General features: G+C 66.4%; 11 protein-coding genes and 1 tRNA gene. 10 read left to right on the top strand and 2 right to left on the bottom strand.

Translation table 11 applies throughout. The features are described from left to right. Together AC5Y3Z_RS06355 and AC5Y3Z_RS06350 are read left to right on the top strand one after the other, a co-directional pair. Positions 1 to 444: a Zn-ribbon domain-containing OB-fold protein gene (locus AC5Y3Z_RS06355; protein WP_463825226.1), complete on the top strand. Its 444-nt coding sequence runs from the start codon at positions 1 to 3 to the stop codon at positions 442 to 444. Next, positions 441 to 1,643, top strand: a complete 1,203-nt coding sequence (locus AC5Y3Z_RS06350; RefSeq protein ID WP_463825225.1) for a lipid-transfer protein — start codon at positions 441 to 443, stop codon at positions 1,641 to 1,643. The genes AC5Y3Z_RS06355 and AC5Y3Z_RS06350 overlap by 4 nt, the downstream gene beginning before the upstream one ends. A gap of 102 nt (positions 1,644 to 1,745) precedes the next feature. Here the strand turns inward: AC5Y3Z_RS06350 and AC5Y3Z_RS06345 are convergent, their stop codons facing one another. After that, entirely contained in the window at positions 1,746 to 2,363 is a 618-nt protein-coding gene (locus AC5Y3Z_RS06345) for an ANTAR domain-containing response regulator (protein WP_463825224.1), read from the bottom strand. 75 nt (positions 2,364 to 2,438) lie between these two features. Here AC5Y3Z_RS06345 and AC5Y3Z_RS06340 point away from each other — a divergent pair. From AC5Y3Z_RS06340 to cydC, 8 genes are all read left to right on the top strand, one after another. Next, a tRNA-Leu gene (locus tag AC5Y3Z_RS06340) sits at positions 2,439 to 2,512 on the top strand. 101 nt (positions 2,513 to 2,613) lie between these two features. Continuing rightward, positions 2,614 to 3,189 carry a hypothetical protein gene (locus AC5Y3Z_RS06335; RefSeq protein WP_463825223.1) on the top strand — a complete coding sequence of 192 codons (576 nt, stop codon included), beginning with the start codon at positions 2,614 to 2,616 and terminating at the stop codon, positions 3,187 to 3,189. Between the two features lie 123 nt (positions 3,190 to 3,312). Next, a complete protein-coding gene (locus AC5Y3Z_RS06330) occupies positions 3,313 to 4,638 on the top strand; it encodes an adenylate/guanylate cyclase domain-containing protein (protein WP_463825222.1) in 1,326 nt (441 codons plus the stop codon). A gap of 30 nt (positions 4,639 to 4,668) precedes the next feature. Then, the gene (locus AC5Y3Z_RS06325) at positions 4,669 to 5,274 is read left to right on the top strand and encodes an HdeD family acid-resistance protein (protein WP_463825458.1); all 606 of its coding nucleotides are present in this window, start codon (positions 4,669 to 4,671) and stop codon (positions 5,272 to 5,274) included. Positions 5,275 to 5,351: 77 nt separating this feature from the next. Then, on the top strand, positions 5,352 to 6,806 hold the full coding sequence (locus AC5Y3Z_RS06320) for a cytochrome ubiquinol oxidase subunit I (RefSeq protein ID WP_463825221.1): 1,455 nt from the start codon (positions 5,352 to 5,354) through the stop codon (positions 6,804 to 6,806). Positions 6,807 to 6,815: 9 nt separating this feature from the next. Then, positions 6,816 to 7,856 (top strand): cytochrome d ubiquinol oxidase subunit II, encoded by a 1,041-nt coding sequence (gene cydB / locus AC5Y3Z_RS06315; protein ID WP_473140247.1) that lies wholly within the window; start codon positions 6,816 to 6,818, stop codon positions 7,854 to 7,856. 56 nt (positions 7,857 to 7,912) lie between these two features. Next, entirely contained in the window at positions 7,913 to 9,514 is a 1,602-nt protein-coding gene (gene cydD / locus AC5Y3Z_RS06310) for a thiol reductant ABC exporter subunit CydD (RefSeq protein WP_463825457.1), read from the top strand. Continuing rightward, complete coding sequence (gene cydC, locus AC5Y3Z_RS06305; protein ID WP_463825219.1) at positions 9,501 to 11,180, top strand: thiol reductant ABC exporter subunit CydC; 1,680 nt, start codon at positions 9,501 to 9,503, stop codon at positions 11,178 to 11,180. Before cydD ends, cydC begins: the two co-directional genes overlap by 14 nt. Positions 11,181 to 11,209: 29 nt before the next feature. Here cydC and AC5Y3Z_RS06300 read toward each other — a convergent pair whose 3' ends face one another. Beyond that, on the bottom strand, positions 11,210 to 12,067 hold the full coding sequence (locus tag AC5Y3Z_RS06300) for an acyl-CoA thioesterase II (protein WP_463825218.1): 858 nt from the start codon (positions 12,065 to 12,067) through the stop codon (positions 11,210 to 11,212). Positions 12,068 to 12,085 lie beyond the last annotated feature (18 nt).

Raw genomic sequence — 12,085 nt, 5'->3', positions numbered from 1 at the left:
GTGCCCGAGGTCACCAGCCAAGAACCGGCGATCGATGGATGGTTCGCCACCGACGACGCCGACCGCCCGTACCTGACCGGCAGCAAGTGTCCCGCCTGCGGTACCTATGTTTTCCCGCCGCGGGAGAACAACTGCCCGAATCCGGCGTGTGATAGCGACACCCTGGAATCCGCCGCCCTGTCTCGGCGCGGAAAACTGTGGAGCTACACCGAGAACCGGTACCCGCCGCCGGCGCCCTACCCGGCCCCGAGCGAGTTCGAACCGTTCGCGATCGCCGCGGTCGAACTGGCCGACGAGGGGTTGATCGTGCTGGGCAAGGTCGTCGAGGGCACGCTCGCCGCCGACCTGAAGGTCGGCATGGACATGGAGCTGGCCACCATGACGCTGTTCACCGACGCCGACGGCGTCGAACGGATCGTGCACGCCTGGAGGATTGCGCCATGAGCTCCCCGGAACCGCTGTACATCCTCGGCGCGGGCATGCACCCGTGGGGCAAATGGGGCCGCGACTTCACCGAGTATGGCGTGGTCGCCGCTAGGGCGGCGCTGGCTGAAGCGGGGCTGGACTGGCGGCAGATCCAGCTGGTCGCCGGCGCGGACACCATCCGCAACGGGTACCCAGGCTTCATCGCCGGATCGACGTTCGCGCAGAAATTGGGCTGGAACGGTGTGCCGGTGTCGTCGTCGTACGCGGCCTGCGCGTCCGGTTCCCAAGCGCTGCAGAGCGCCCGCGCCCACATCCTGGCCGGGTTCTGCGACGTCGCGCTGGTGATCGGCGCCGACACCACCCCCAAAGGCGCGTTCGCACCCGTCGGCGGTGAGCGCAAGAACGACCCCGACTGGCAGCGCTTCCACCTGATCGGCGCAATGAACCCGGTGTACTTCGCACTGCTCGCGCGACGCCGAATGGACCTCTACGGCGCGACGTCCGAGGACTTCGCCCAGGTGAAAGTCAAAAACTCCCGACACGGCCTGCAGAACCCGAACGCCCGCTACCGCAAGGAGTCGTCGGTGGAGGACGTGCTGGCCAGCCCGGTGGTGTCAGATCCGTTGCGGCAGTTGGACATCTGTGCCACCTCCGACGGCGCGGCAGCGCTGATCGTGGCGAGTGCAGACTTCGCCCGCAAGCATCTGGGCTCGCTGGACGGCGTCCCGTCGGTGCGCGCGGTCAGCACGGTGACCCCGCAGTACCCGCAGCATCTACCCGAATTACCCGACATCGCAACAGATTCCACCGCGGTGGTGGCCGCACCCGAGCGGGTGTTCAAGGACCAGATCCTGGACGCCGCCTACGCCGAAGCCGGCATCGGGCCCGAGGACGTGAGCATGGCCGAGGTCTACGACCTGTCCACCGCGCTGGAACTCGACTGGTACGAGCACTTGGGGTTGTGCGGTCGAGGCGAGGCCGAGGCGCTGCTGCGGTCCGGGGCGACAGCGCTAGGCGGCCGGGTACCGGTGAACCCCTCAGGCGGGCTGGCGTGCTTCGGCGAGGCCATCCCCGCGCAGGCGATCGCCCAGGTCTGCGAGCTCACCTGGCAGCTGCGGGGTCAGGCGACCGGCCGCCAGGTGGAGAACGCGCGGGTGGGCGTCACCGCGAACCAGGGGCTGTTCGGCCACGGCTCGTCGGTGATCGTCGCGCTCTAACTCGCGCGGGCACAGCCTTTTGGCCGCGAGCGGCCCCAAAAGCGCACTCGCAGAGCCCTTTTAGCGCACATCTGAGGACGCTCGACCCTCGCGCGCTGAGGATCAGGCGTCTTTCGGGGTGTCCAGGGTTTCCAGCACCACTTCGGCGACCCGTTTCATCGACGTCCGGCGGTCCATGGCGGCACGCTGAATCCACTTGAAGGCTTCCGGCTCGGTCATCCCCTGCTTGACCTGCAGCAGACCCTTGGCGCGCTCGATCAGCTTGCGGGTCTCGAGACGATCGGACAGCGTGGCCACTTCACGTTCCAGTGCGGTGAGTTCGCTGTACCGGCTCATCGCCAGCTCGATCGCCGGAATCAGGTCGCTGGCGGTGAATGGCTTCACCAGGTAGGCCATCGCGCCGGCGTCGCGTGCGCGTTCGACCAGATCACGCTGGCTGAAAGCGGTCAGCACCACGATCGGCGCGATGCGTTTGCTGGCGATCTCCGTGGCCGCGTCGATCCCGTCGCGGCGAGGCATCTTGACGTCCATGATCACCAGGTCAGGCTTGTGCTGCTCGGCCAGCTCGACGGCCTCCTGACCGTCACCGGCCTCGCCGACAATGTCGTACCCCTCCTCTCGCAGCATCTCAGCCAGGTCCATGCGGATGAGCGCTTCGTCTTCCGCGATCAGGACCCGACGCGGCGGAGCGGCGGCGGCGTCGGTGGTGGGGCCCGTCATGACGAACATTGTGTCGTGGGCGGCTGCGAACAGGAACTCGGGGTGCCTCATTTAAGGTAGGAGGCCGGACGCCAAGCCCTCGTATCCCAACTGGCAGAGGAAACGGATTCAAAACCCGTACAGTGTGAGTTCGAATCTCACCGAGGGCACCGCAAATCACCAGGTCAAGCCATCCCTGCCACGACGTCCGTGTTGCTACGACACGGCGCTGTCCCGGCGGTGGCCCGGTGCCGGAGCGGCGCGGTGGGCCGTGACCACTGCTTTCCCCGGTGCTGAAATCACAGCTTTCGCCGCACGCGCCACCGACCGGGAGAAGGCGCTTTTCGCGATCGGCAGCGCGCAACGCGCCGTCATCGTCGCGGTGAATGCACTGGGAACATTGACCGCCGAAGACCACGACGTACTACTCGACGCGTTGCACACCGCGTGGGCCGCGACGCCCGATGACGACGGAGCGACGCTGTCGAAGCTGATGGGTCGCCTGGTCGACGAAGACGATCCGGCTTACTCCTTCTACCACTCGGCAGTGAATGACGCGCTGACGGCAACTATTTATGCCGTGCGAGCCGGGCACCCGAATGCCGGTGGCGCCAACGTGTTTCACGCAGCCCAGACGTTCTTCAACATCGCAGATCTGATCGCGCAGCGCGGAATGGACAGCTACCCGTCCGATCCGTCAGCGCAACCCGTGCTGGGTTATGCGGCCAAGTGCCTCAGGGAGGACCTTGTTCGCGTCCCACGAATTGCCGCCGACAACGGCATGCAGGCCTACCGCGACATCTGCATCTCCGAAGCGCAGCACCTCACCCGCCTCGGCGACAGCTGAAACGACCAGGCACGAGTACCGCAATGCCTGCGGAATTTTTGTGGCGAACTTGCATGTTGTGGTGAGGAACACTCACGACGGCAGGATCGCCCGTCATCCGAGCTCAACCGTTAGGCTAACTACGTGGCCGCGAAGAAGTGCGGTGTCCTCTCAGCCGGCAAAGACGCCCGCCGGCCGGACTGCGTCGCGGCTGCCCGCTCGCAAACCCGCGACATACGTCAGCATTACGCCGACACCGCCGCGCGCCGAGCCAGGGTGCTCAGCATCACCTCCTGGATGGCGGTCCTGGTCAGCGTCAGTTTCATCGCCGTGCAGCTGTTCATCGGCTCCTGGCTGTGGCAGGTCATCGCGATCAACATCGTCGCCGCGCTGATCTTTGCGGCCATCCCGATGTTGCATCGCTTCGGCGAATTGGTGGCGCCCCTGACGTTCATCACCACCGCCTACGCGACAGTTCTGGCGAGTTGCTGGGATGTCGGCACCGGTTCGGGCGCCCAACTGTTTTTCATCGTCGGGTCCTGCCTGGTGGTGCTGCTGCTGGGCATCGAGCACATCGTGCTGGCAAGTTTCCTGGCTGCGGTCGGTGCGGGGCTGGTCATCTTGACCGAGTTCGTCATCCCGCGGAACACCGGCCTGCAGCCGCCGTGGGCGCAGTCCACCGGATTCGTCGTCACCACGGTGTCGGCATGCGTGATGGTCGTCGCGACGGTCTTCTTCGCGCTACGCGACACCGCCCGGGCCGAGGCCGTCATGGAGGAACAGTACGAACGTTCCGAAGCGCTGCTGGCCAACATGCTGCCGGCCAGCATCGCCGAACGGCTCAAGGAGCCCGAGCGCCGGGTCATCGCGGACAAGTACGACGAGGCGTCGGTGCTGTTCGCCGACATCGTCGGGTTCACCGAGCGGGCCAGCAGCACGGCGCCGGCCGACCTGGTGCGGTTCCTGGACCGTCTCTACAGTGCCTTCGACCTGTTGGTGGACAAGTACGAGCTGGAGAAGATCAAAGTCAGCGGGGACTCGTACATGGTGGTCAGCGGCGTTCCGCGACCCCGGCCCGACCATGTGCACGCGCTGGCCGACTTCGCACTGGACATGGCCGACGTCGCCGCCGCCCTGAAGGATCCGCACGGCCGCTCGGTGCCGCTGCGGGTCGGCCTGGCCACCGGTCCGGTGGTGGCCGGCGTGGTGGGTTCCCGCCGGTTCTTCTACGACGTGTGGGGCGACGCGGTCAATGTCGCGTCGCGGATGGAGTCCACCGATTCGGTGGGCCAGATCCAGGTTCCCGACGAGGTCTACGAACGACTGAAGGACGATTTCATCCTGCGCGAGCGCGGCTATATCGACGTCAAGGGCAAAGGCGTGATGCGCACCTGGTACCTCGTCGGCCGCAAGCCGGTTGATGAAGCCGCCGACGTGCCGGCCGAGGATCCGCGCGCCGCTCACGTCTGAGGCCGGAAGACTCTGTACCCGCACAGCCCCATACGCCACACTGGTTGCATGGAAACACACCCCGCCCCGCTGCCTGCCCCGAGTTTGTTGCCGCACCTGTGGAAGTCGACGCTCCTGTCGGGCATCTTGTCGCTCGCGCTGGGCGCTGCCGTGGCCGCCTGGCCGGGGCAAACCGTCCTGGTGGCCGCGATCTTCTTCGGCGCGTACCTGCTCATCACCGGTATCGCTCAGGTGGTGTTCGCCTTCAGCCTGCATGTGACGGCGGGCAGTCGGATCCTGCTCTTCATCAGCGGCGCGGCCTCGGTGATTCTTGCGGTGCTGGCGTTTCGCCATTTCGGCAACGCGGTGCTGCTGCTGGCCATCTGGGTCGGCGTCGGTTTCATCTTCCGCGGGGTCGCCACCACCGTCTCGGCGATCAGCGACCCGGGCCTCCCTGGGCGCGCCTGGTCGATCTTCGTCGGCATCGTCAGCCTGCTCGCCGGCCTCATCGTGATGGCGTCGCCGTTCGACTCGATCATCACCCTGGCGTACGTCGTGGGCATCTGCCTGATCGTCATCGGCATTTTCGAAGTGGTGTCGGCGTTCGGCATCCGCAAGGCCTCACAGACCAACACCGGGTTCCACCAGCCGATGTGACGCTGGCGTTGGCCCACGCTAACTACTACAGTTTGTCGTAGTTATTCGATTGTCCCCGCAGCCCCGGGAGATGACAGATGAATGTCGTCGACATATCGCGCTGGCAGTTCGGTATCACCACCGTCTACCACTTCATCTTCGTGCCGCTGACGATCGGACTGGCTCCACTGCTGGCCGTCATGCAGACGGCGTGGGTGGTCACCGACAACGTCGCCTGGTACCGGCTGACCAAGTTCTTCGGCAAGTTGTTCCTGATCAACTTCGCCATCGGCGTGGCCACCGGCATCGTGCAGGAATTCCAGTTCGGCATGAACTGGAGCGAATATTCCAAGTTTGTCGGCGATGTGTTCGGCGCGCCGCTGGCGATGGAAGGACTGCTCGCTTTCTTCTTCGAGTCCACCTTCATCGGGTTGTGGATCTTCGGCTGGTCCCGGCTGCCCAGACTGGTGCATCTGGCGTGCATCTGGATTGTCGCGATCGGCGTCAACGTCTCAGCGTTCTTCATCATCACCGCGAACTCGTTCATGCAGCACCCGGTGGGTGTGCACTACAACCCGACGACGCACCGCGCCGAGCTCAACGACATCGGGGCGTTGCTCACCAATAACACCGGGCTGGTCGCGTTCGGCCACACGGTCGCCGGCGCGCTGCTCACCGCGGGCACCTTCGTCGCCGCCGTCAGCGCGTGGTGGTTGGTCCGGTCGCAGACCAGCACGGTGGACCCGGGCACCCGGGCCATGTACCGGCCCGCGACCGTGCTGGGGTGCTGGGTCGTGCTGCTGGCCACCGCCGCCCTGTTCTTCAGCGGAGACCACCAGGGCAAGCTCATGTTCCAGCAGCAGCCGATGAAGATGGCGTCCGCCGAATCGTTGTGCGACACCGAGGTCGACCCGGACTTCTCCATCCTGACCGTCGGTCGACAGAACAACTGCGACGCCCTGACCCGGGTCATCGAGGTGCCCTACGTGCTGCCGTTCCTGGCCGAGGGCAAGTTCGAGGGCGTCAAGCTGCAGGGCGTGCGCGACATCCAGCAGGACTACCAGCAACGGTTCGGCCCCAATGACTACCGGCCGAACCTGTTCGTCACCTACTGGTCGTTTCGCATGATGATCGGGCTGTTGGTGGTCCCGGTGCTGTTCGCCCTGCTCGCGTTGTGGTTGACCCGCGGCGGACGGATCCCGAGTCAGCGCTGGTTCGCCTGGTTCGCCCTACTGACGATCCCTACCCCGTTCCTGGCCAACAGCGCAGGCTGGGTCTTCACCGAGATGGGTCGCCAGCCCTGGCTGGTTGTGCCCAACCCCACCGGCGACCCGAACGTCCACCTCACCGTGGCCAGCGGGGTGTCTCACCACGGGCCCGGCATGGTCATCGCCTCGTTGACGACATTCACGTTGATCTACGCCGTGCTCGCGGTCGTCTGGTTCTGGTTGCTGAAGCGCTACATCGTCGAAGGGCCGCTGGAACACGACGCCGAACCCGCGGCGCCCGCTGTTGAGGAAGACGACGTCAAGCCGCTGTCGTTCGCCTACTAGGAGCTGACGATGAATCTGCAAGAAGTGTGGTTCGGCCTGATCGCGGTGCTGTTCCTGGGCTTCTTCATCCTCGAGGGTTTCGACTTCGGCGTCGGCATGCTGATGGCCCCGTTCGCACGGGTCGGCAAGGGCGATCGGGAGGCGCACCGACGTGCGGCGCTGAACACCATCGGCCCGGTGTGGGACGCCAACGAGGTGTGGCTGATCACCGCCGGCGCGGCGATGTTCGCTGCCTTTCCGGGCTGGTATGCCACGGTCTTCTCCACCCTCTATCTGCCGTTGTTGGCGATTCTGTTCGGCATGATCGTGCGGGTAGTGGCCATCGAGTGGCGCGGCAAGGTCGACGACCCGAGATGGCGGGGTTGGGCCGACTTTGCCATCGCGGTCGGCTCCTGGCTGCCTGCGGTCTTGTGGGGTACCGCCTTCGCGATCCTGGTGCGCGGCCTGCCGGTGAACGCCGACGGCCGGGTCAATGTCTCGGTGGGTGACGTGCTCAACCCATACACCCTGCTGGGCGGGCTCGCCACAGCCGGACTCTTCATGTTCTACGGTTCGGTATTCGTCTCGCTGAAGACCTCCGGTGACATCCGCGACGATGCCCTACGATTCGGGCGGTGGTTGGCGTTGCCGGTGACGATACTGGTTGCGGCATTTGGCGTTTGGACGCAGTTGGCGCACGGCAAGCAATGGACGTGGGCGGTGCTGGCAGTGGCGGTCGTCGCTCAGTTGGCAGCGGTGCTGCTGGTGTGGCGGCGCATCTCCGACGGCTGGGCATTCGTCAGCACGCTGCTGGTGGTAGCCGCGGTGGTGGTGCTGCTGTTCGGCTCGCTGTACCCGAATCTGGTGCCCTCGACGCTGAACAGCCAGTGGGACCTCACTATCTACAACGCGTCCTCCACCGACTACACCCTCAAGATCATGACCTGGGTCACCGTGATCATGACCCCGCTGACCATCGTCTACCAGGCCTGGACGTATTGGGTTTTCCGGCAACGGATATCGGCGGACCGGATACCTCCGTCGATCGGCCTGACGAGGCGAACGTCCTGACCACGAGGAGTTCGCGGGGACCACTGGACCCACGACTGTGGCGGGTATCGACCGCGCTGCGCCGGAATCTGATCGCCAGCGTCGCCTGCGGTGTGGTGATTTCCGGGTGTGCAATCGGTTCGGCGATTGTGCTCGCGGACGTCGTCGCGCGGGCAGTGACCGACCATTCGCCACACTCCCACTGGGTGATTCCGCTGTCGATCATGGCGGGTCTCTGGACTGTTCGCGCGGTGACTCAGTGGCTGCAGGCCCGCCTCAGCCAGCGGGGTGCCAGCGCGGTGATCGCCGACCTGAGTGGTCAGGTGTTGACCGCGGTGAGTTACCGGCAACCTAGTGAGATTGCAGCGCAGCATAATTCGGCTGCAGCAGTGGTGACCCGTGGGCTGGATGGCCTGCGGCCGTACTTCGCCAACTACCTGCCGACGCTGTTGTTGGCTGCGATCCTGACACCGGCCACCGTCGCGGTGATCGCCCTCTACGACGTGAAATCCATGGTGATCGTGCTGATCACACTGCCGCTCATTCCCGTCTTCATGGTGTTGATCGGACTGGCCACCGCCGAACGATCGGCGGCCGCCCTGGTGTCCATGACCACCCTGCAGGCTCGATTGTTGGATCTGATCGCCGGCATCCCGACGCTGCGTGCACTGGGCCGGGCATGGGGTCCGGAGCAGCGCATCGCTGAACTCGGTGCAGCTCACCGCCGTTCCACCATGTCCACGTTGCGGATCGCGTTCCTGTCCGCCCTGGTCCTCGAATTGCTGGCGACGCTGGGTGTCGCACTGGTCGCGGTGAGCATCGGCCTGCGACTGGTCTTCGGCGAGATGAGCCTGGGTGCCGGGTTGACCGTGCTGTTACTGGCACCTGACGTGTACTGGCCGCTGCGCCGCATCGGGGTGGAATTCCATGCCGCACAGGATGGCCGTGCCGCGGCCGACGCGGCGTTCGCGCTCATCGGCGAACCGCACCCGTCGCCGCCGGGTCAGCAGACCGTCACCGCGCGCGGGGCGCAGATCCGGCTGGAACAGCTCTGCGTCGCGTCCCGCGACGGTCATGCGCCCGACAACCTGACCGCCGTCATCGAACCAGCCACCGTCACCGTGCTGACCGGTCCGAACGGCGCCGGGAAAAGCACCGTCCTGCAGGTGATCGCCGGGCTCACGATGCCCACGTCTGGTCGAGTGACGGTGGCCGGCGCCGACCTCGCCGAACTGGCACCCGAGTCGTGGTGGCGCCAACTGTCCTGGCTGCCGCAACGTCCGGTGCTCATCCCCGGAACAGTGCGGGACAATCTGTCGTTGTTCGGCGAGCTTGACGATCTGGAAAGCGCCTGCAGGGAAGCAGGTTTCGACGAAGTTCTGCGTGAGCTGCCCGATGGTATGGACACTACGCTGGGCCGCGGCGGCGAAGGCTTGTCCCTCGGGCAGCGCCAACGGTTGGGACTGGCGCGCACGTTGGGATCTGCCGCCCCGGTGCTGTTGCTCGACGAGCCCACCGCCCACCTGGACGTGGCCACCGAAGCGCGGGTGCTGCGGGCCATCGTTGCTCGCGCACGCGTCGGCACCACCGTGGTACTGGTCGGACATCGCGAAAGTGTGTTGAGCATCGGCGACCGGGTCGTCGAACTATCCCGCGAGGCGCACCGTGTGCGAGTCTGATCCACTCGCCCAAGCGGCAACATTGTTGCGCCCGAGACTGTCCCGCATCCTGGTCGCCATCGCGCTCGGCGTGCTGTCGCTGGGCAGCGCGCTGGCGTTGGCGGGAGTGTCGGCGTGGCTGATCACCCGCGCCTGGCAGATGCCCCCGGTGCTGGACCTGTCCGTCGCGGTCGTGGCGGTCCGGACGTTCGCCATCTCGCGTGGCGTGCTGCGCTACTGCGAGCGGTTGGCTACCCACGATGCGGCACTCCGGGCGGCGAACACGGCCCGCACCCGGATCTACCGCCGACTGTCGTCCGGGCCTGCTGCGCAAGCAGTTCGGTTGTCCAGCGGCGAACTGGTGTCGCGGGTGGGTGCCGACGTCGACGCGCTGGCCGACGTGCTGGTGCGCGCCGTGGTCCCGATGGCAGTCGCGGCGGTGCTGGCGGTGTCCGCCGTCGTGGTGGTGGGACTCATTTCGCTGCCGGCGGCCGCGGTGTTGGCGATCTGTCTGGTGGCGGCCGGGGTCATCGCGCCGGCGTTTGCCGGGCGGGCCGCTACCGAGCAGGAAACCATTGCCCGTCAGCATCATTCGGAACGCGACGCGACGGCGATGCTCACCCTGGAACATGCGCCCGAACTTCGGGTCGCGGGGGTGCTTCCGCGGTTCGTCGCGGCGGCAGAGCAACAGCAGCGCAGTTGGGGTACGGCGCTGGATGCCGCCGCGCGGCCGGCCGCCGTCGCCGAGGCCCTGCCCACCGCGGCCATCGGCGTCAGCGTGCTCGGTGCGGTAGTGGCCGGGATCGGCATGGCCTCGGCGGTCGCGCCGACCACCCTGGCTGTACTGATGTTGTTGCCGCTGTCGGCATTTGAAGCCACCACCGCCCTCCCCGGGGCTGCGGTGCAGTTGACCCGGTCACGGATCGCGGCGCGTCGCCTGCTGGACCTGGCGCCATGCGACACTGCCGCTGCGGCGGGCACGGCATCGCTGCCCCGACCGTCGGGCCGGTTGTCCGCGGATGTGTATTCCGGTCATGCCGGCGGCCGATCCCAGCACAGCGTGCTCGACCTCGCGCCGGGCAGCAGGCTGGCGGTCACCGGCCCCAGCGGTTGCGGAAAAACGACGCTGCTGATGACGCTGGCCGGCCTGCTGCCACCGTTGCGCGGCGAGGTGCGGCTGGACGGCATCGACCTGGGTGACCTGGCCGAGGACGAATTGCGTTCCGCGGTTTGCTTTTTCGCCGAAGATGCGCACCTTTTCGCCACCACTGTCCGGGACAATCTGCTGGTCGTCCGCGGCGACTGCACCGACGAGGAGATCACCGCGGCGCTGCAGGCCGCCGGCCTGGGCGCCTGGGTGGCCGGTCTGCCCGACGGGTTGTCGACCGTGCTGATCGGTGGTGCGCAAGCGGTTTCGGCCGGTCAACGTCGACGGCTGCTGCTGGCGCGGGCGTTGCTGTGCCCCGCGCGGATCCTGTTGCTCGACGAGCCGACCGAGCACCTCGACAGGTCCGACGCCGACCGCGTGCTGCGTGAGCTGTTGGATCCCGATTCCGCGGTGCTCGGCGACGGCAAGACGGTGGTGGTCGCCACCCACCACCTGCCCGCCGATCTCCGCTGCGCCCGCCTGCCGCTCCCCGGTCCCCCGCGAGCAGACGTAGAATCGCACGACACGCTGAGCAGCTAGGCGATTCTGCGTCTGCTCGGCCACCAAAGTTAGTGGCGGGGGAAGTATTTCAGTACGCCTTCCTGCACCACCGTGGCGACGACCTGCCCGGTGCGATCGAAGAAATGCCCGGTACCCAGCCCACGCGAATCGGCGGCCACCGGCGACGACGTCGAATACAGCACCCAGTCGTTGTAGTCGACCTGGCGGTGAAACCACACCGAGTGGTTGGCCGAGGCCGCGAAGATCCGGTCGAAACCCCAGGACAATCCGTGCCTGGTGATCACCGAATCCAGCACGGTGGTGTCCGAGGAGTACAGCATGGTCGCGGTGTGCAGCACCGGATCATCGGGCAGCACGCCTTTCGCCTTGAGCCAGACGCGGTTGTAGTCCAGCCGCCCGCCCTTGTCCCGCATCACCCAGGACGGGTCGTTGGTGTAACGCCATTCCACCGGCTGCAACGCGTTGACGAAAAGTGGAACGGTCTCTTCGTAGCCGCGCAACAGCTCACCCAGAGGTGGCACCGACTCCGGATCGGCGACCTGCGGCGGATCTACGGCATGCTCGAGTCCGGCGCCACCGGACATGTACGAGAGCATTGCCGAGGACAGCAACACTCCGTCCTGCACCGCGTCCACCCGCCGGTTGGCGAAGCGGCGCTCGTCGCGCAGCCGCACCACGTGGAATTCGATGTCCCTGGCGGTGTCGCCGCCGTTGACGAAGTGCACCGACAGGGCGCTGGGCGGCAGGTCGCGGGTCAGTGTCCGGGTGCCGGCGATGAATGACTGCGCCATGAGCAACCCGCCGAAGGTCCGCATCGGATTCTTACTGGGGTGGCGCCCGGTGAAACTGTCGTCGGCGACGTGGTCGAGGTCCAGGACCGCCAGTAGTTCGTCGAAATCTGACACCGCGTCAGCCTATGGCGC

This window comes from Mycobacterium sp. NGS61, from assembly GCF_059812325.1.
This window is presented reverse-complemented; position numbering and strand designations above follow the sequence as displayed.

Bases quoted from the DNA above. Each gene is read 5' to 3' on its own strand.
- AC5Y3Z_RS06320 (WP_463825221.1), top strand. From the start codon at position 5,352: ATGAATGTCGTCGACATATCGCGCTGGCAGTTCGGTATCACCACCGTC.
- AC5Y3Z_RS06350 (WP_463825225.1), top strand. From the start codon at position 441: ATGAGCTCCCCGGAACCGCTGTACATCCTCGGCGCGGGCATGCACCCG.
- cydB (WP_473140247.1), top strand. From the start codon at position 6,816: ATGAATCTGCAAGAAGTGTGGTTCGGCCTGATCGCGGTGCTGTTCCTG.
- AC5Y3Z_RS06345 (WP_463825224.1), bottom strand. From the start codon at position 2,363: ATGACGGGCCCCACCACCGACGCCGCCGCCGCTCCGCCGCGTCGGGTC.